At 39.3% G+C, this 19,589-nt stretch carries 15 protein-coding genes; 7 read left to right on the top strand and 8 right to left on the bottom strand.

The features are described 5' to 3' along the window. Positions 1-32: 32 nt before the first annotated feature. Together HY817_04165 and HY817_04160 are read left to right on the top strand one after the other, a co-directional pair. Complete coding sequence (locus HY817_04165) at positions 33-305, top strand: type II toxin-antitoxin system Phd/YefM family antitoxin (protein MBI4836426.1); 273 nt, start codon at positions 33-35, stop codon at positions 303-305. A gap of 2 nt (positions 306-307) precedes the next feature. Beyond that, the gene (locus HY817_04160) at positions 308-601 is read left to right on the top strand and encodes a type II toxin-antitoxin system RelE/ParE family toxin (GenBank protein MBI4836425.1); all 294 of its coding nucleotides are present in this window, start codon (positions 308-310) and stop codon (positions 599-601) included. Positions 602-622: 21 nt separating this feature from the next. Here HY817_04160 and HY817_04155 read toward each other — a convergent pair whose 3' ends face one another. From HY817_04155 to HY817_04130, 6 genes are all read right to left on the bottom strand, one after another. Continuing rightward, complete coding sequence (locus tag HY817_04155; GenBank protein ID MBI4836424.1) at positions 623-2,275, bottom strand: hypothetical protein; 1,653 nt, start codon at positions 2,273-2,275, stop codon at positions 623-625. Positions 2,276-2,284: 9 nt separating this feature from the next. After that, positions 2,285-3,205, bottom strand: a complete 921-nt coding sequence (locus HY817_04150) for a DUF4328 domain-containing protein (GenBank protein MBI4836423.1) — start codon at positions 3,203-3,205, stop codon at positions 2,285-2,287. Then, positions 3,184-4,866 (bottom strand): hypothetical protein, encoded by a 1,683-nt coding sequence (locus tag HY817_04145; GenBank protein MBI4836422.1) that lies wholly within the window; start codon positions 4,864-4,866, stop codon positions 3,184-3,186. The genes HY817_04150 and HY817_04145 overlap by 22 nt, the downstream gene beginning before the upstream one ends. 66 nt (positions 4,867-4,932) lie before the next feature. After that, a complete protein-coding gene (locus HY817_04140; protein MBI4836421.1) occupies positions 4,933-6,831 on the bottom strand; it encodes a hypothetical protein in 1,899 nt (632 codons plus the stop codon). A gap of 62 nt (positions 6,832-6,893) precedes the next feature. Beyond that, on the bottom strand, positions 6,894-8,570 hold the full coding sequence (locus tag HY817_04135; protein ID MBI4836420.1) for a hypothetical protein: 1,677 nt from the start codon (positions 8,568-8,570) through the stop codon (positions 6,894-6,896). Between the two features lie 349 nt (positions 8,571-8,919). Then, entirely contained in the window at positions 8,920-10,569 is a 1,650-nt protein-coding gene (locus tag HY817_04130) for a hypothetical protein (GenBank protein MBI4836419.1), read from the bottom strand. Positions 10,570-10,743: 174 nt separating this feature from the next. On the opposite strand from HY817_04130, the gene HY817_04125 reads away from it, so the two are divergent. The 5 genes from HY817_04125 to aspS all read left to right on the top strand — a co-directional run bounded on the left by HY817_04125 (position 10,744) and on the right by aspS (position 17,722). Beyond that, entirely contained in the window at positions 10,744-13,110 is a 2,367-nt protein-coding gene (locus tag HY817_04125; GenBank protein ID MBI4836418.1) for a hypothetical protein, read from the top strand. 72 nt (positions 13,111-13,182) lie between these two features. Then, the gene (locus HY817_04120) at positions 13,183-13,800 is read left to right on the top strand and encodes a hypothetical protein (protein ID MBI4836417.1); all 618 of its coding nucleotides are present in this window, start codon (positions 13,183-13,185) and stop codon (positions 13,798-13,800) included. Positions 13,801-13,859: 59 nt separating this feature from the next. Then, positions 13,860-14,948 carry a hypothetical protein gene (locus tag HY817_04115; GenBank protein ID MBI4836416.1) on the top strand — a complete coding sequence of 363 codons (1,089 nt, stop codon included), beginning with the start codon at positions 13,860-13,862 and terminating at the stop codon, positions 14,946-14,948. A gap of 65 nt (positions 14,949-15,013) precedes the next feature. After that, positions 15,014-16,159: a hypothetical protein gene (locus tag HY817_04110; protein MBI4836415.1), complete on the top strand. Its 1,146-nt coding sequence runs from the start codon at positions 15,014-15,016 to the stop codon at positions 16,157-16,159. A gap of 255 nt (positions 16,160-16,414) precedes the next feature. After that, positions 16,415-17,722, top strand: a complete 1,308-nt coding sequence (gene aspS, locus HY817_04105; protein MBI4836414.1) for an aspartate--tRNA(Asn) ligase — start codon at positions 16,415-16,417, stop codon at positions 17,720-17,722. A gap of 5 nt (positions 17,723-17,727) precedes the next feature. Here aspS and HY817_04100 read toward each other — a convergent pair whose 3' ends face one another. Next, positions 17,728-18,003 carry a hypothetical protein gene (locus HY817_04100; protein ID MBI4836413.1) on the bottom strand — a complete coding sequence of 92 codons (276 nt, stop codon included), beginning with the start codon at positions 18,001-18,003 and terminating at the stop codon, positions 17,728-17,730. Positions 18,004-18,006: 3 nt separating this feature from the next. Next, the gene (locus tag HY817_04095; protein MBI4836412.1) at positions 18,007-19,551 is read right to left on the bottom strand and encodes a hypothetical protein; all 1,545 of its coding nucleotides are present in this window, start codon (positions 19,549-19,551) and stop codon (positions 18,007-18,009) included. Between the last annotated feature and the right edge of the window lie 38 nt (positions 19,552-19,589).

Genomic DNA, 19,589 nt, shown 5'->3' with positions numbered 1-19,589 from the left:
ATAATACTAATTGTATATTTAACTGTATTAGTATGTATACAACAGATGGTGCGGTGATTGTTGGTACTAGTGAATTACGAAGTGAAGGGGGGAAGGTTTTTAAGGCTCTTGAGGGGAAAAGAGTAATAGTGACTCAAAAAGGAAAACCTATTGGGGTGATGGAAAGCTTTGAAAGTTATGAACAAAAAGAAAAGAAGCTTGAAGTGTTAGAGGATATTATTCTGGCCATACTAGCCAAGGAAAGATTAAAAAAGAAGGGAAAGAAAATCTCTGCTGAGCAAATGCAGGCTCTTATCTTTTCTTGATTATGCAATACCAGATTACTTTTCATGAGTTAGTATGGAAAGAAGATTTAAGTGTTTTAGATAAGACCACCCAAAAGAGAATATTTAAAGCTATTATGAAAAAGCTGCCTTTTGCTCCTAAGCACTATGGCAAGTCATTAAAGTATGGTTTGAAAAATATGTGGGCACTAAAGGTGGGAGATTATCGAGTGATTTATTCTGTGAAGGAACAACAGGTGGAGGTGTTTATCATTAAAGTTGGTTTTAGAAGAAATAGTGAAGCTTATCTCACTGCTGCTAGAAGGTTATTAGACTGACTATAGTTGTGGGGAGAATTGTTAGATCATTGCCTTAGAATAGCACTCTTCACAAAGAACACTCTGTTCAGGATTGTTATAAGCAGTTCTAATTGATTTATGGCAGTGTGAGCAAGGTCTTTCAATTATTGTTTGTAGACGTAAGGCTTGGCAAGAAATCTTAATTCTTTCTAATGGAGCAATAAGCGGAATTGGTACTTGCCAATGGCGATAAAGCGCTAATTCTTGTTTGATAATACGATACTTTTTACCGCTAACACTACATTTAAGAGTTTGCTCAAGTATGCTGTCTGGTACTTCACGAATGTCATCGGGAATGATGTAATCAGTAGAAAACTCTTCAATGATTTCATCTTCCCAGCTCAGTTCTCTCGCCAAGGCTTCTTCTCGAGTGAGTGGAAAGAAAAGCGACGCTTCAGATTTATTGTAGTGGAAAGGGGAGAGTTCTGAGGGGAAAAATTGACCATACTCACCAGTGAGTACCATATGGTTCTTGATGCGTTTTAACAGTTCAAAGTATGCTTCTTTTGGATACTGTTTATTGAAGATGCAATACTGTTTTTTTCTTAAACCGATACAGCCAAAACAATTATTGGCACCAAAGCCAACATGCATGCAGTATTCAAGATCTCGGACATTGACAAAGCTGCCTAAGCAAAATTTTACATTGTAGACATTGTGGCCACAGACAGCACTGTTGTAGACCAATTCAACATTGTTTCCGAAGGTGGTATAAAAATAACAATTTTTGCCACCATTTGCTTGGACACAGTATTCACAGTCTTCAGCTTGGGTTGAGAAAAAAGTGTCAGTACACTTTTTGCATTCATTAAGATAATCACCGCTACAATTCTCATTAGATTGACCATTCACGGCTTTGAGGAAAGCAGCCTTTTTAAAGATCTCAAACTCTTCCCTTGCTCGTGTTAACTCCTTTCTACTTCCCAAATTCAGTTTCGCGCTGCGTATTTCGAACTCTTCTTTAGTTAATTGTTCATTGAACCAACAATATTCTTTATTACTTAAATTTGTAGATCCATAAGAGTTACGGACATTGCGGCAATTAAAAAGAAAAGTAGCATCGGAGCAATGGACGCAATTTTCACAAAATCGTAAATTATAGCAGTCTTTAATGTGTTTGCAGCCATAACAAAGCTCCGAGTCCCGGACATTAATGGAATCAATGATGTTTTTTACTCGTTGCATTTGATAGGAGAAATAACAATCTTCGCCCACATCACAATCGAAGATTAAATAACAATTTTTTACCTGACTGACACCATTGGTATAGTCGCTGTTTTCCATGGTGGAAAGAACAACGGAACGGCTAGGAATAGGAACTTCTTTCATAAGTTCGGCAAACTGGGCAAAAAATGGTCGCGAAAAATCAAAATCTCGACCATAACTCATAGGATCCCAAGCGGTATCATCCATCCAAGTGCCAATATCGTACACTTTGAATCCCTTATCAGGAGGGACAATACTGAGCATGGGCTTGCCAGAGAAAGAACATATTCCATTATAAAGAAAGCTCGGATTATAAAAGTAAAACATTTGTCGCAAGCGCTCATAAGGAGCAATAGTAGGAAGAGGAAGGTCATTACTTCGACAATATTCCTGTTCGGCCTTGGAGATAGTAAAAGGCTTGCCGGTGATTTTACAGATTTTTTCCATAATTATTACTTAGAATTGACTAATAGCTTTTTCTGATAGAGCTTGAAACACCATGTGAAAAGCAATGAGCAAGGGAGTCAAAATAAGTAGTGCAATGACTAAGAATATAATTTTACTGATAATTGATAATGATTTTTTGTTTGCTAACTTTTTATCGGTAATAGTGTTTGTGTCGAGGCTTACTGGTAGGTTTGGTACTTGAGATCGCTTTCTTTGTAATGTTGTTACTTTGATTACAATTCTGATTGTAATAACAAAGAATAATGCAGATAGTAATAGTATTGTACAGCTGAGTACCAACATGGTTACGATCTCATAATATCTTTCGAGATGTTGAGTCTCATAGTTGGATAGTGTTCTCAATACTTTGAGAGCATTGAAACCGCCAATTAGTTTTAATGCCGTTAGAAGTAATGCAGTAAACCACCATGCTTTAATTAGTACCCATTGTGTACTATCTACTGTGTTTAGCCAGATCTCTTTTAAATATACATATATTCCTCGCAAATTAATTACTGGGATGAGATTCTCTAGCACTACATTTCTTGGTGTGCTAGTAGTTTTGAATCCTAATGAGTAAAGATTTTGATAGGCAAAAAATAACCAGCCTAAATAAAGGCTGATATTAATGAAGAAAAGACTATTGATATGTCGTGACGTGCTACCTAATTCCTCTACTGGTGAAATCTTGATTGGGCTGGCAATATCAGAAAGAAATTGAATCAATGTACTCAATTGAAAGAAAAACTCTAGGATATAAATGCCCGCAAAGAGAGCAGAAATGATAGCAATGAATATGGTCACTTCTGCCAAAGGGGTGAACTTGGTATTTTCTAGAAAGTAATTGTGCTTGTTTTTACTAAATATTCTGTGTAGCGCTTTTAACATGGGTGAAGCTGCAATTACTTCTAAAATTCTGCTGTGTAACATTTTTCGCAATATACTAATTCTTTTCTATTAGGAGAATAGCTGCTGCTGATTTCTTGCCCACATTTGTCACACCGTCTTTGCCAAAGTTTGCGAGGATTCTTTTGTGCTTTTAAAAACGCATTGCGTATCTTGGGATGGGTACGGGGTAATGGAATATTATGAGCACGATAAAATTGTAATTCGGCTTTGGTGATGCGAAACAACTTTTGCGTTTCCTTACAAATAACAGCTGTGTTGAGGATGTCATCCGTAACATCTTTGATATTGTCTGCTAAATTTGCGGCTGACTGTGAGTTGTGGGGTAGTGCTAAGTTTTGCTCTTCATCAGACCATTTGAAGCCTTGAGCTAGGGCCTGATCCTTATTGAGGGGATAGTATTCTTGAGCTACGGATTCATTGTAACCAAAAGCAGATAGTTGAGGAGGAAAAAATTCAGTCCACTCCTTACTTATTTGCATGTGCTCTATAATCTGCTTAATGAGCTTCTCATATGCTTCCTGAGAGTATTGCTTGTTCAAAATGCAGTATTGTTTTTGTCTATTGAGCCCCACACAGCCAAACAAGTTACTACAGCTAAACCAGCAGTAAGCTGAATGGAATATATTACTAGCATTGAATGCACTATAGTAACTGGCTATTACATTTTGGCCACCGTTACCAACTCCGGAACTGTTATAGCACAATTCTATATTGTCTCCCCATTTGTCTATATCCTGACAATCTTTGGCCGGTAGTACCACCTGATTACAATAATTGCAATCTTGTAAATTATTACAATCAAAATTAGCAAAGCTATTCGTGCAATTGTTGATATTATCTCCGGTGACATTTTCACTCATGTTGCCTCGATAGGCTCTTTTAGGCTGTGACCGCCAAAATTCCAGTACTTTTTGGTGCATCTCTTCTACTGCTTTGAAGCTTCCCATTTCTAACTTCGCACTGCGCATTTCGAATTCTTCTTTGGTCAGTTGTTCATTAAACCAACAATATTCCTTTTGTTTGAGATTCGCGCAGCCGAAACAATTTTTACAGCCAATACAATCAAGCAGAAAATAAGAATCTGAACAATTTTGGCAGAAATGAGAATAGAAAAGATGATAGCAATTACTACAATTAATACATGCAAAACAAAGCTCGCAATGTTGTAAGCACAAAAAGTTTACGCAATTCCGAACATAATCGAATGTTTCGCCATAGTAACAGTCTTGAGCGAAACCGCCATCAAAACATAAATAACAATTCTTGAGATTGGCACAGCTATTATTGTATTCACTATTTTCATTGTCAGCTAAAATCAAGCTTAACTTTGGCACAGCATCAAAAAGTTCTTTAAATTGTTCAAAGAAAGGACGAAAAAAGTCGAATTCTTTGCCATAGGTAAAAGGTGTCCACTGATCACTCCAAAAACAAGAACTGCAATATACTGGAAACTCCTTTTTGGCCGAGTAGATACTGATTATCTCTTTTTTACAGAGATCGCATTTTCTTTGGTACAAATTACTTTCATTGCGAAAAGCTAATCTTCTTTGTCTACGACAATCTGGACAAGCTTCCGGCTGAGGAATAATCGTTTTTTGGGGACAAGAAATAAATTGAGTATAGAACTTTTTGTCATATTCGCTGATGGTGAAGCTAACACTGCATTGGGAGCAAGATGGCATATCAAAAAGAGCTGAGTACTATATGAAGCATAGTATATCAGCTCTGGATAGAAAAGCGGTTAAACGCTATCGAAAAAGATCTATATTAGGTTGTCTTGCTCTTTGCTGGGCAGCTTGATTTGCTTCAAAGCGCATTCTCTGAGCCACTAATTCTGTTGGGCTGACATTAATGACCACTTCTTCAGAAAATACTTCGCTATTATTACTCATATCTTTCACTTTAATGAAAAATACGCCAGGAGTGTCAGTGTGTTCAATTTTTAGTGTCAAAGGGTGTCCATTGCGACTAGAGTGCAAATTTGCGATACGCGGATGTTCAGCTAACATTTTGTGTATTACACCATCACGTAATAAGCGAATGCTTTCTCGGAGACGAAGACGATCTGGTCTATTAGGATCAATCCAATGCGCAAGATATTCTTCCGCTGCTCTTGCTTCTAAGCTTTTGCGTAACTCCATAGCAATAGGACTGTTGAAGGCAACTTCAGGAAAAGTACTGGAGCTTGGAGAATTTTCAGGTGTAAATGCCATATCAGGAGTACTTGGTGGAGGTGTCGGCGCTAAACTTTGTATTGGTCTAGTTACGGTGGAATGTTCAGCGGCTTGTGAGGGAGTAGAGTGAGGAGTGCGTCCTATCGCAGCAAATGCTGCCGCTGCCGCTACTGCTGTTGCGGCAATGGCTGAGCGATTACGTTTAACTGGTGTTCGTCCGAGAGCTGGCGGAGTTGCTCTAATAATTGGGGTATTTGTTAGATGACCAGCTTGAGCAACGATTGCTTGGTAAGTTGGTAATTTTTGTGTTGGCTGTAGTCTGCCCTGTTGCTTCAAGGCTTCGGGCGGAAGTGGTGGAGGTGCCTTATATATAGGTCCTGATATGGTTGCGGCTCGGTCAACTTTCTTATTATGAGCATTACCTGTTTTTAAGGCCTCCGGTGGTATTGGTGGGGTATAAACAGGGCCAGTCATTGTTGGTGCACGAAGGTGGCTTCGAATTTGTCGCGGCTTGGGTTCTTCATCTGAGGCTTCTGGTATCTCAATAATATCTAATTCATCCGTTTTGGGTGCATGAAAAATAGCCAAAGCTAAATGTTTAGCTATAGATTCTATATATTGTGATACAGAATAGCCCTTGCCATTGTCTTCCAAGAGCTTTTTCCCTGTGCTGTTTGTAGCAGCCAATAGATATAACTTCGGCAGTAAAATGGACATTAATTGCTCAATCTCTGTCGCTACTGCTGCTTTGTATTCAGCCGATTCTGGAGCAAGCTTTTCTAGGCGTGAAATAATACCTTTAAAATCATTAATAGTAGGAAAGAGACTAAGCAATATTTTCTGTCTTTGAGCCATCTCGGGAGCTGATACTTTTAGTTTGCCCAATAGTTTATTTAATCGCTCGAAAGCTAGGGAAACTTCTTTTTTGCTATCAGTTGTGATTTGATAGTCTACTACTTCTCGGAGATGTCTCGAGATTCTTGCCTGTCGTTGTTGGTCCTCTCCCATTAGCTCTCCCACATCTTTCTTCAAGGCTAAGGTTAGCTTTGTTGCCGTTCTAGCCATATCACTAGCTGATACAATGCGATCTTTTGTGCCACTAGATGGGGTCTGAGCAGCAATGAATCGTTCTAATAAAGGCAGGATTGCGTCAGGAAGTTGTTCTAAGGTTGCTGTTCTAGTGGTATTGTCACGTAGTGGAATATATCGTTCTAAAAACCATGCTTTCGCCATGCTTGCCAACTCTGCATCTGTCATTGGAGTTGCACGCAGATCAGTGCCAGAGCCTACTCGGTCTCGTTGAGAAGAGGGGCCTCCTTCCCCAATCATTCGGGCCAATTCACTTCGGGCTGTTGTAAGTGCATCTGCAGCTTGGGCTCTAATCTCAGCATTTATTGCTCGAAGTTCTGGCTGTAATTTTAAACTCTGTTCTCCGCTATCATTTGGTCTATGACCAACATTCTCAAGTGCCATACGGTGATTTTAATTTGTGTATCATCTAATGATACCAACAATTCTTGCTTAAGCCAATGCCCTTAATGTACATTTTCCAAGTAGCACTTTTCACAATATACCAGATCTTCCTTGGCTGGATCATAACTAGTTTCAAAATTAACGCCACATTTTTGACAGTGACTATCCCAAAGTTTTTGTGGATTTCGCATGCTTAAACGCATACGATAACGGCAATCAAAGCAATTTATCGGCACTGGTACATTGTGGTCTCGATAGTATTGTAATTCCTGTTTTACCAATTTGTACTTTTTCTGACAGCTGCTGCAGGTGAGTACTTCGTTAATAATTGTATCAGTAACTACTTTAATATCAGCGGGCACAGTAACTGGTGCTGCAGAGGAAGTATTAGCTACTTCATCTTTCCATTTAGCGCCTAATTTGCTTGCTGCTTCTTTTGTTAAGGGGAAAAATATATTGGCCATGCTTTCATTATAACCAAAAGGTGACATAAACATTGGTAATCCTTCACCCCAGCCACCAGTACTCAACATATGTTCAATGATTCGTGCCACCATTTTTTCATAGTCGTCTTTGCTATATTGTTTGTTCAGAATGCAGTATTCATTGCTCTTAAGTGCGATACAGCCAAAACAGTCATGGCTGTTTCTCGAACCTAAATTGAAATAGACATTACGTATATTACCAGCGCATAGTTGAGAAAAAAACACTTCATAGACATTGTCGCCGATTGCATTTGATTCATAGCAGCGCTCCATATTCTCACCGAAAGAAGAAATATCACAAGAATGACGAGCATCAATTAAGGAGTCACAGTAGGTGAGATCTTCACCTTTAGTAGTCATGAAGCAGTGTCTGCAATTTTTGACATTATATAGATAGTCTCCACTGCTATTTTCTGCTTGATGGCCATGAAAAAACTTGTTGGCGTGCTCTTTGGCGAAACCTTTGAGCTTTGCGTATAAAGCAGGAATGCTATCACGATTACCCAAGTTGAGCTTTGCTACATATTGTTCATAGTCTTCTTTTGAATATTGCTGATTCATAATGCAATATTCTTTATGCTGTAAATTGACACAGAGAATACAATGATTACAGCTAATGCAATTTTTCAAAAAATAACTGTCGCGACAATTGGCACAATCTTGGCTATAAAGGAGATTGTAACATTGTGTACAATCTACACATTGATAACAAAGCTCAGACATCTGGATATAAGAGCAATCAATCGTATTTTTGCTGGCCTTGATAGCATTGCTATAGAGAGAATCTTCACTATGGTCAGCATCAAAGATCATATAACAATTATTGTTGTGACCAGCACAATTCACATAAGCGCAATTGCTTTCTTCAGCATCAGGAGTAGCGATTAGATTAGGGAGGGGAGTCTTTTTCAATAATTCAGTTAATTGGACAAAAAAAGGTCGGTTAAAATCATAATCGCGGCCAAAGTCAGTGGGTACATGCTTTTCTGACCACCAGCACTTCATACAATAGACAGCTTGTTCTTTATCTGGCGAGTAAATAGAAATAATGTCTTTTTGGCATTGATCACATTTTCTAGAGTAGAGTTTGTTTTCATTACGAAAGGAAAGTCTTCTCTGGCGGCGGCATGGAGGGCAAAGTGTCGGGTTAGGTATAGGATACTTTTTGCCAGCAAAAGTTGGTGACATGCTTTCATAAAATGCGAGATCTTCACTGCTAACTAAATAATGAGCTTGGCATTGACGGCATTGCATAAAATTCCAAGTTACGAATTTAGAGACGGAAGAAGAGTATATGTATTTATTAGAAGTAACAAGAATTCTTTGAGGCTTGTCCCGATGTTCGTCATTTATCTACCTGCTTTTCATCCTAAACAAAGCGCAGCGCAGGTGCCTGCCCCGAGTGTTATCGATGGGAAGGATCCTGCCGTTTCTGGTCTCGGTAAATAATGTGCTTTGACGAAAGCAAGTAAGCCAGCTTCTTTGATTGAATATTCATAACACTTCCAACTATATGCTGGAAGGTCTTTCGATACTCGCCGCTTTAATTTAGATTTTAGATTCTAGCTTTTAAACTTTCATCTCAAGATGAAGGGGGGAGATTTCAGCTCAGGCTATTCTCAAAACACTGCTCGCAATAAACTAATTCTTCTGCTGGATTATGCACGCTAGTTAAACTTATTCCACACTTACAACATTGAATATTCTTCAAAGGCAGTATTTTATTGCGGTATAGCTTTTCTTTGATTCTTTCTAAGGGTGCTACTTGTGGTAGAGGAATTTTGCGCTCACGATAGGTATCTAATTCTTGTTTGATTAAGCGATATGGTTTACCGGTTTTTATACATGCATGTGCCTTTGTTAAGACTTCATCAGTGGCTTGTGCAATGTTGTCAGGTAAATCAGAGTGAGTAGGCGGCACTGTAAGTTTTTCTTCTGCCCAAGAAAAGCCTCGAGCTGAGGCTTCTTCTCTGGTTAGGGGACAATAAGTCATTCCTTCGGATTCGTTGTAATGACAATAGCTCATGCTGGGTGGAAAAAACTCACCATATGTATTGTTTTTTCTCATATGCTCTCTTATTTTCGCAGTTAGATCGAAGTATTCTTCCTTACTATATTGTTTATTGAGAATGCAATATTCCTTACGCTTCAATCCTATACAACCGAAGCAATTGCTAGAGCCAGCAGTATAAATACAATATTCTAAATCCCGAATATTATTCCAAGTGTGCAAGCAAAACTTAATATTATAAGCGTTTTGACCGACACTCATACAACGATAAATCAGCTCAGCATTATTACCGAAGCCTAGAAAATCAATACTATCTTTAGCGACATTCAATTGTACTCCATGCTCAATATCTTGCGATTTATTCACGAAATAGCAGTCCTGACAATTCTGGGTATTATTCAATTCATCTCCCGTAGAATTTTCATTCTGACTACCTAATATATATTTAATAGGAAATTGCTTCTTAAACTTGGCAAATTTTTGCTTTTCTTCTGCTACTGCTTGGAAGCTACCTGATTTAAATTCAGCTTTCAGCTTTCTGAATTCAGCTTCGGTCTTTTGTTCATTATACCAACAGTATTCTTTATTCCTCAGATTGATGCAGCCAAAACAATTTTTTAAACCACGGCAATTATAGAGAAAGCTTGAGTCTGAGCAATTAGCACTTTGCTCAGCGTGACGAACATTGTAACAATTGGTAATGTGATAACTATCATAACAAAGCTCACAATCTGTTCCCCAAACTGTATCTATTACATTCTTGCAGCGAATGAGGCCGGAAGAAAAATAACACTCTTCATTTTCTGAGCCGATAATCAGCAAATAACAGTTTTTGATGTAGCCAACACCATTGCAATAGTCACTGTTCTCGATACTGGCTTTATCGACAATTAAATTAGGCACAGGCACAGCCCTTTGTAATTCTGCCATTTGTTCTAGAAAAGGGCGGTTCCAATCTATCTCTCTACCATAACTTATTGGGTCCCATTTGTCTGATTGCCAAATCTCGATGTCATAAATAGTAAAACCTTTTTCTGGAGGAATACAGCTTAAAATACTTTTTCCGGAAAAGGCGCATTGGGTGGTATAGAGAAAAACAGCATTGGAAAAACTGTACATGCGATGTTTTCTTTCTTCCGGACAAAGTGTGGGGAAGGGGATATTGTGCTCTTTACAATACTGCGCTTCTTTTTCAGAAATGGTAAAACTTTTGCCTGTTATCCGACAAATTTGCTGTATCATGATTGCAATTGAGTAACGAGAATATAACAGGATGTAAGTGCGCTGGTAAAGTTGTTGTGAGCTTCTAGCTTTTGCAGTAAAGTTTTACTTTTGCTGGCTTTTTCTTGGTTTTTCTGCAAAGTGTGACTTTTTTGTCTAAATTCACTACTATCAGATAGCTTTAAGCCTGTTCACATGAAAGTTGGTCTTTTGTGCGGTGGCCCTTCGCTCGAACGTGGTATATCGCTTAATTCAGCGCGGTCGATATTAGATCATTTGAGTGCCAAAGATATTGAAATTATGCCTTTTTACTTTGATCATAAAAAGAATGCTTATCAGATTTCTTGTGCTCAATTGTATTCCAATACTCCTTCTGACTTTGATTTTAAGCTTCATCATACCGCTAAAGCTCTTTCGGAAAAGGAATTAGTTAAAAGTTTGCAAAATGTCGATATAGTTTTCCCTGCTATCCATGGTGCCTTTGGTGAGGATGGCACGATACAAAGGTTTTTAGAGAAACATCACATTCCTTTTGTGGGTACAGAAAGTGATGTCTGTCGGCGTGTTTTTGACAAATATATTGCTAATGAGTTTATTGCTGCTCAAGGCTTTTTCACTTTGCCTTCCATAGTGCTCAAAATCTTTCACAAAGATCATAAACGTTTACTACAAGATTTCTTTGCTAAGTATAAAATTAAGCGAGCTGTGGTGAAGCCAGCTTCAGGTGGATCAAGCATTGGGGTTTTTTCCGTGAATACTGTAGAAGAAGCTTTGGAGAAAGCAGAGGGTATTTTTAGTAAAAGAATGGATACGCGTGTAGTGATTGAACCATTTGCTACTGGTAATGAATTTACCGTAATTATTTTACAAAATCGTTTTGGCTTACCAGTGGCTGTGCTGCCTACAGAAATTGAGACAGATTATACTGAGCATCAAATTTTTGATTTTCGCAAAAAGTATTTACCGACCAGACAAGTTACTTATCATTGTCCGCCCCGCTTTAGTCAGGATATGATCGAAAAGATTCAAGTACAGGCAGAGCAGCTCTTTTCTCTTTTCGGCATGCGAGATTTTGCTCGTTTTGATGGCTGGGTAATGGATGACGGTAATATTTGGTTTTCTGATTTCAACCCCATTAGTGGTATGGAACAAAATAGCTTTTTGTTTCAGCAATCGTCGCGCATTGGTTTAAGTCACAAAGGCGTATTACGTCATATTGTGAAGCATGCCTGTGCTCGTTATCAAATTGCTTTTCCCCAAAAAAGTCATCAAGTAAGCAAGAAAAAGCGGAAGCTGATACATGTATTGTTTGGCGGTCAGACTTCGGAAAGACAAGTGTCACTGATGAGTGGTACTAATGTTTGGCTCAAGCTGCGAGAATCACAGCGGTATCAACCTAGTCCATTCTTACTGGATACTGAAAATCATGTCTGGCAGTTACCTTATGCTTTTAGTCTCAATCATACAGTAGAGGAGATTCAGGCAAATTGTGAAAATGCCGCGGTGAATCAGGAGAGACTCTTAACTTTAGAAAAAAAGGTTCAGATGCGTTTAGCTTCAGATGAAGTGGATTTGGATATTCATGAGTTGCCCAAAAGACTTACCTTAGACCAATTTATTGCCCAAGCACCTTTTGTTTTTTTGGCCTTACATGGTGGTATGGGCGAAGACGGTACTTTGCAGTCAGTATTAACTATGATTGGTACTAGCTACAATGGTTCAGATAAAAAGGTATCAGCTTTATGTATGGATAAATGGGCGACTGGAGAATTGGTGAAGAAGTTAGCAATTCCTGGTGTGCAAACAGCAGAAAAAAAAGTTATGGCTGTTGCTGATTTGCTAAATCTGAGGGTCAAACAATGTAAACAATTGTGGAAAAAGTTGGGTCAGGAATTAAAAAGTAAAACGCTAATTGTGAAGCCGCGTAGTGATGGCTGCTCTTCAGGGATAGTACATCTGTATTCAGCTGAGGAATTGTATTGTTATCTAGAATTAATTCGTATCGGGGCCAATGCTATTCCTAAGCACACATTCAAAAATCAGACTGATATTATTGAGCTTCCTTCAGCCACTATGACGGATCTACTCTTTGAGCAATTTATTGAGACAGATATGATTCGCGTGAAAGGCAATGAGCTGAAGTACCAAAAGCGCAGTGGGTGGATGGAAATTACAGTAGGCGTAGTGGGGAAAAAAGGAAAGTTGGCAGTATTGAATCCCAGTATTACGGTTGCTGAAGGAGAAGTGCTGAGTGTAGAGGAGAAGTTTCAAGGGGGGACCGGTATTAATATTACACCACCACCAGCAAATATTATAAAAGTGTCAGTTCTACAAAAAACAAAGGATCTCATTAAAAAGTTGGCTAATAAAATTGGTATTGCTGGATACGCTCGTTTGGATGCTTTTATGGAGGTAAAGACAGGCAATATTATCTTGATTGAAGTTAATTCTTTACCAGGCTTGACTCCGTCAACTGTATTTTACCAACAGGCTTTGGCAGAAAAGCGGCCTTTATTTCCACGTCTACTTCTGGAGGAATTTGTCAATAATAAGGGCTACTAATTAGGTGTCTTGCCCTTAAGTAGGCTTGTTTTCTGGCCAAAATCAGATTATAGTGGGCGACTTGGCACTTTTATGAAATCATGTTTTCTTACTGACAATTTTGTGGCCGAAGTAGAAGGCAGATTGCCACTTCTCTATCCGCAGCTTAGCTCAGAACAATTCTTACGGGGTAGACTAGCTTTCTCACATGCTAGTGCCCAGTTAAATGCTATGTTCTGGAATATTATTGCCGTTCATCTTACTAATGCTGTCTCGTATCGGGCGTCGATACTAACATTTCTCGAGCTTTATGGTCTAAAGCTGGAATGTGCTACTACTAGGCAGGGCCTTTATCGGGCGCTAGGCAATATGAAAAGGTCTCTGGAAATAATAGATGATGAACCACGGAAATATGAAAAGAGAGGGGATACCGGAATTCTCGAGAACTATAGAGCTAAGTATGGTAAAGATGTTTTAAGTATACCAAGTTCACGGGCATTAAAACTTTTAGATCGGGCGATCACTGGTAAAAAATTTGACCCATTGAGACTGAGAGAAATGCTGGCAATTGCCTTTCAGTATGAAGTTGCAGAAACAATAAAAGAGGAAATGCTTCAGGATATCAGCGATGCTGTGATGCAAATGGATGATGACATTAAGGCAACGATTGTTGCTGTTTTGGAGGAGGCACTTGCTAGCCATTCTGCATAAGTTGCATTTTCTTAATACCACCTTATTTCTCTAAAAAATTAAGTAACACTTTAAAACGAATGAAACCAAGTCCTGAGCAGGCATCTTTACCACATAGTAAGAGAGCAAAAAGAATTGCTATTGGCATTATTCTCTCGGGCTTGAGTCTGGGTATAGCTGACCATCTTAGAAAGAAAGCCTTGGTTTTACCATCTGTTGCTGTTGATCACCAACGAGTAGTCTCTAGTAGAGCTCAATATTCTCGTCGAGCTTCTCGGTCAGCTCGGACCTATGATTCTTTTTCGCAGTTAAGTGGTGATGCTTCAGCCTTAGAGCAAAGGGATAGTGGTAACCAACGACAACAGACAGAAAGAATCTTTGAGCAAATGTCACAAACAGCCGCTAACGAACGCGTGGTGGCTGCTGAAAGTGTAACTGAGGAATGGCAAACTTTGGTGTCGCAAATGGCTGCAAGCCCGGGTTCCCGTGTTCTGCGGGTGAATAGTATTCAAAGATCTTTTCTTAGAGAGTTTGGTCCAACTTTGGGGCCTACTGATACCAATTATGAAAGCTATTGTGCTTCTATTCAAAATCAAAGTGGTCGTCCAGCGTATCCTTTTAATGCTATTGCTCCGGTATGGACCCATCTTTATGAGAACCAAATTCGTGCTTGGCTCAATAGTAGAAATCCAACACTAAGAGAGCAAGCCTTTGTGCTGACCTTAGGTTTAGAATCGCATGTTTCTTTCACTGTACCAAACAGGGGAGATATTCCCAGTGCATTAGATATTGCTATGGGCAGAAATGATAGCATGTTTTATAGAGATCGCACTGCTTCAGCTGTTGCTCCCAGATATGATTTGGTGATAGAAGTGCTAAACACAAAGATAGCTAGTCATCAGGAGATGAGTTTGTGTTTTCTAGCACCAGGGACTACGCCACACCCATTGAGGGCACAACATGATATTCAGGCTGCCTTGCATGATATCTGTTCCTATTATCCTGAGGCTTTGAGAGAATTACCCTTCGATTGGTGGACTCCTACCCGAAAAGCGGCTGCGACCTATGTCTTACAGAGATTAGTAGATGTGCCAATGCCCTGGCTTCCAGTTCCTAATGATAGTCATCAGATAGCATTGGTTTATGTACAGGCTTTGAATGTGCACTAGCAGATACTGAATAGGCAGAATAAGCCGATAGAAATAATTATTACACTATTAGTATTAAGGTAATTATGGCCGAACCATTGATCTTTTGTGAAAAAATTGTCGATCTGTTTGAAATATCTTATCAAGAGGGAGTGGATGTTATCGATGCTGATGTGTTGCGTTTGGGTGCTATTGCCTTTTCCCGGAAGAGAGTATTGCAGCGTGGCGTGTTGAGGGACATTTTGCAGCAAGGGGAAAGGGCAAATGAAGATTTTCGGGTTGAATTGATGAATATATTAACTCAATCTGGTATTAGTAGAAAAGTGGCGATTGAAGGAAACGAATGGGCAAAAAGATTTGCTCATATTCGGGCCAGATTGTATCAGCTGTATCGTGCTAGTTATCAGCGATTGCAAACAATTAGACCAGCCGAAATAGCCACTGGCAGCGATGTGAATGTGGAAGAGTGGCTAGGGAATAATCAGCGGCTTACCAAAAGATATCGAGCTAGCTTTGGTGAACGTTTGCCAGAAAAGGCTAAAGTTGCGGTGCTTCAGCATATTATTCAACAGTTAGATGAGATGTATGCTGACTATATGCGCCATCCTGCTTATATTGAGGCGGCAGCAGATCATTTTGTTGCCCAAAATCGAGATACGCGTTTTGTGGATGTACTCTTTACCTATTTCTATCGACTGGCAGTTGGGGCAGAGAATCGTGGTGCGGCCGCAGTGTTTGACGATATTATTGAATTTGGTGCTTTATTACGATTGGCTCATGAGCAGAACTTTTCTTGCTCGCGAGAATTAAATGAACAGGGAAATCCCGTCTTCAAACTTATCAATGATGGTAATCCGTTGCCCCTTGATCGCAAGACTTTAGATGTTGTTGATATTATCGATCAATTGCTGTGCAAACACTCACTTTGGGCACAACGAGAAGGCAATGATCTCATTAAGTTTGTCTTACTTGCTTATGGCGATTCATCTGTACTGGAGAAGTTGGTTCGAGCTCACTCAGAAAGGAGAGCCCCAGAAATGTCTATCTGGAACAACTTCCTACAGCATGTAATCATGCTGATCATTTTCTATTACCCGTCACTAGTATCAATAGTTCCTGCTCTTAGTCAATTGATTATAAAAGAAGATCGTAATCCACTTAAATCTTTACCTGCTAATATTGCCGAGACTGCTAGAGATATTTTGGCAGAAAGAAAAGGTGATAATTGCTAAGTAGAGGCAATGTTGTTATATTTTGGTCAAAGCATTGAGGCTGCCAACACAGCTGAGCTGCAGGAAGAAATCCTAGATCAACTCTGGGACGTAGAACCTAGCCGGGAAGTCCCGTGAGCGACTAAATCCTTGATTGAGGATAATAAGCGGTGAACTGTAATGGTTCATCGAAAGTAAGATGGCACCGCGACTCCTTTTCGCTCTTACACGATAGATCTCGAGACTATTGTGAAGGGTTACTATTAATTTATTTGTATGAAAGGACGTGTGCTTGTTACTGAGCTGACTCAGTATGTGGGGAAAGAAGTAACTGTTGCTGGTTGGATACATACTATTCGTGACTTAGGTAAAGTCGCCTTTGTAGTGCTCCGCGATCGTTCAGGTATTGTGCAATGTGTAGCGGAATTATCCTTTAGGGCAGAACTGATAAAGTTACACTTGGAAAGTGTGGTGGCAATTTCTGGTACGGTGGTTATATCACCCAAAGAGCAGCAACCTGAGATTCAGGTTCATAAAGTGCAAGTCATTAGTGCAGTAATGAAAGCTTTACCTTTTGAAATTCATAAAGATAACTTAGAGGTGAGGTTGGATACTATGCTTGATCAACGGCTAGTTTCCCTGCGTCATCTAAAAACGCGAGCGATCTTTAGCGCTCAAGATCGTATTCTGCGCTATATGCGAGAATATTTTGCTCAGCAAGACTTTACGGAAATGAAGACACCAAAGCTGATAGGATTCCCTACTGAAGGTGGCTCTGAAGTTTTTCCCGTAAAGTATTATGAGCGAACGGCCTATCTTGCCCAGTCACCGCAATTCTATAAACAAATGATGGTCAGTGTATTTGAACGAGTATATGAAATCGCGCATGCGTATCGGGCAGAAAAAAGTAATACGAGTCGCCATATGTCAGAACTGGTGATGATTGATGTAGAAATGGGATTTATTGATTCCTGGCGAGATATTGCTGAGATAGCTATTGGAGTATTACGCTATGTGATAGATAACTTATGGCAAAAAGATCAGACGATCCTTAATCTTTGGCCGGAACTTTCAAAGCCATTGATTCCCGAAAAAGTTCCTGAAATAACAGTCCAAGCACTACATGATCTTTGTTTCCAGGACACTGGGCAAGATTTTCGTGGGGAACCTGATCCTTCACCACAAGAGGAACGATTTATCTGTGAATACATGAAAAGAGAAACGGGGAGTGATGCCGTGCTAATTACTGAATTCCCTTCATCTGCCGCGAAGTTTTACCATTATATTAACCCAGAAAAACCAGCAGTAGCTGATCGTGCGGATTTATTATTCAAAGGGGTGGAGATTGCTACTCTGTCACGGCGTATTAGTGATAGTAATGATCTGATTGCTTCCTGCAAAAAGCATGGTGTTGATGTGAATAATCTAGGACTAAAAGATTATCTTGAAGCTTTTGCTTATGGCATGCCTGCTGAAGGTGGTTTTGGGATGGGACTAGAGAGAATTACCCAAAAGATTTTTGATTTAGCGAATGTCAAAGAAGCAGCTCTTTTTCCTAGAGATGTGCAGCGCTTAAGTCCATAGGATTTTTATCTTGATGCCTTGAGTGGAGATGAGAGCGCTATTCTGGTGCTCTCTCTCATTCTTTGGCCTCTTATGTCATGAGCAATATATGCTAATAACCCGCCTACACATATAGTCTTAATCAGATTTGCCAACGGTGCTGTTCTCGCTAATGACGATCTCAGCGCTGTTCGTACCATGGGTACTCGATCTGCTGTTATTTCGGCTGTTTCAGTAAATTGAATTGGCGGCTCTTCAAAGTTGACAAATTGATTACTTGAAACATAATTCTGACCATCCATATCTTATTTGCTCAATTGTAATAACTGTTGGGATCGTCTCATATTTCTGCTCTCAAAGCTATGTTCAGGCAAAGGAATATTGTGTCTTCTATAAAAAGCAATTTCCCGTTTTTGAAAACGAAAAGCTCTTTTATTTTCTTTATCGGCCATGATTTTTTCATAGATACTTTCGTCTACTTCAGCAATGTCATCGGGAATAGGGATGGTTTGTTCCGTTGTGGGGTACGCTTTTTTATTGGTCCAAGGAATGTTTAGCCTTTGTGCTTCTGCTTCGGTGGCAATAGGGAAAAACTCCTGAGCAATGCTATCGGTGTAAGGAAAATCACTATACTTTAAGGGAAACCATTGGCCATATTCGCCAGTGGATTTCATATGAGCAATAATTCTTGGTAGCAATTCCTCATATTCGTCTTTACTATATTGCTTATTCAAAATGCAGTAGCTAGCTTTCGTATTGAAGCCAATACAGCCAAAGAGATTATTACTTTCAGCCATGATAAAACCACTATATTGTGAATCAACCAATTGCACTGCGGTAAAACAGAATTGTACATTGTAAGAATTTTTCCGTACGCCCATATTCATATACATCAGTTGGCTGCCAGTAGATGTGACTGTGTTGAAGCAGTCATGGCAATTTTCCAAGTTGAAACTATTTTCTATTTGATCGCAATTACGGATAAAGTAAGAGTTCAAACAAGCGTGACTACTATCGATATATTGGCCGGAACAATCCTCGCTGTTAACGATTGAAGTATATTGATATGAAGAATTAGCCAGCTGCTGAGCAAACTTTTTCTGTGCTTGTTCTAAGTCACTTCTTTTACCAGTGAGCAACTTTTGCATCTTTCGTTCATACTCTTCTTTGCTATATTGCTCATTTTCAATACAATACTGTTTATGTTCTAGGCCGATACAACTGAAACAATTTGAGCAATTGCGACAACCATTTAACAACGCTGAATCACGACAATTGAAGCTGTTGGTACTCCATTTTAAATTGTAACAATTGTGACAATTAACACATTCATAACAGAGCTCACAGTGAATAATGTATGAATTGTCCACACAGTCCCGACAATTAATGATACGTACACCATACATACAATCTTGGCTTTCCACACAACTGAAGGTGTAATAACAATTGTTCACATTAAGATTCAGATTCACATAAGGACTATTTTCAGCATTTACAGCTACACGTGACATTCTGGGTACAACGCTAGCTAATTCATGAAACTGCTCAAAGAACGGCCGAGAAAAATCATAGGGTCGACCATACTCCTTAGCATCCCAATCTTGCTCTAGCCACTCTTCTCGGCCATAGACTGGAAATGGTGTGTCGGGACGATAACAACTAATAATAGAGTTTCCAGTTTTACTACATTTGCGTTCAAAAAGTATCCACTCATTACGATAAGCAAAAAGTGCTCGTAGTCTTTCTGAGGGTGAAATGGTTGCTAGCGGAATACCTCTCGCTAAACAAAATCTTTGCTCGGCTTCAGATAACATAAATTTTTGTCCACTGAGCTGGCAAATTATTTCCATGAAGTGCTGCTAATTAGCAGCATAGTAGCAAAAGTTTT

The organism is Candidatus Abawacabacteria bacterium (genome assembly GCA_016207805.1).
GTDB lineage: Bacteria > Patescibacteriota > Gracilibacteria > RBG-16-42-10 > RBG-16-42-10 > JACQZO01.
Note: the sequence above shows the minus strand (reverse complement) of the source record. Positions and strands in the feature narration are given on the sequence as shown.

Excerpts from the sequence above, each read along its gene's own strand:
- HY817_04150 (MBI4836423.1), bottom strand. The coding sequence starts at position 3,205 with ATGTTACACAGCAGAATTTTAGAAGTAATTGCAGCTTCACCCATGTTA.
- HY817_04165 (MBI4836426.1), top strand. The coding sequence starts at position 33 with ATGTATACAACAGATGGTGCGGTGATTGTTGGTACTAGTGAATTACGA.
- HY817_04095 (MBI4836412.1), bottom strand. The coding sequence starts at position 19,551 with ATGGAAATAATTTGCCAGCTCAGTGGACAAAAATTTATGTTATCTGAA.
- HY817_04160 (MBI4836425.1), top strand. The coding sequence starts at position 308 with ATGCAATACCAGATTACTTTTCATGAGTTAGTATGGAAAGAAGATTTA.
- HY817_04115 (MBI4836416.1), top strand. The coding sequence starts at position 13,860 with ATGAAACCAAGTCCTGAGCAGGCATCTTTACCACATAGTAAGAGAGCA.
- HY817_04155 (MBI4836424.1), bottom strand. The coding sequence starts at position 2,275 with ATGGAAAAAATCTGTAAAATCACCGGCAAGCCTTTTACTATCTCCAAG.
- HY817_04130 (MBI4836419.1), bottom strand. The coding sequence starts at position 10,569 with ATGATACAGCAAATTTGTCGGATAACAGGCAAAAGTTTTACCATTTCT.
- HY817_04125 (MBI4836418.1), top strand. The coding sequence starts at position 10,744 with ATGAAAGTTGGTCTTTTGTGCGGTGGCCCTTCGCTCGAACGTGGTATA.
- HY817_04110 (MBI4836415.1), top strand. The coding sequence starts at position 15,014 with ATGGCCGAACCATTGATCTTTTGTGAAAAAATTGTCGATCTGTTTGAA.
- HY817_04100 (MBI4836413.1), bottom strand. The coding sequence starts at position 18,003 with ATGGATGGTCAGAATTATGTTTCAAGTAATCAATTTGTCAACTTTGAA.
- HY817_04120 (MBI4836417.1), top strand. The coding sequence starts at position 13,183 with ATGAAATCATGTTTTCTTACTGACAATTTTGTGGCCGAAGTAGAAGGC.
- HY817_04140 (MBI4836421.1), bottom strand. The coding sequence starts at position 6,831 with ATGGCACTTGAGAATGTTGGTCATAGACCAAATGATAGCGGAGAACAG.
- HY817_04135 (MBI4836420.1), bottom strand. The coding sequence starts at position 8,570 with ATGCAATGCCGTCAATGCCAAGCTCATTATTTAGTTAGCAGTGAAGAT.
- aspS (MBI4836414.1), top strand. The coding sequence starts at position 16,415 with ATGAAAGGACGTGTGCTTGTTACTGAGCTGACTCAGTATGTGGGGAAA.
- HY817_04145 (MBI4836422.1), bottom strand. The coding sequence starts at position 4,866 with ATGCCATCTTGCTCCCAATGCAGTGTTAGCTTCACCATCAGCGAATAT.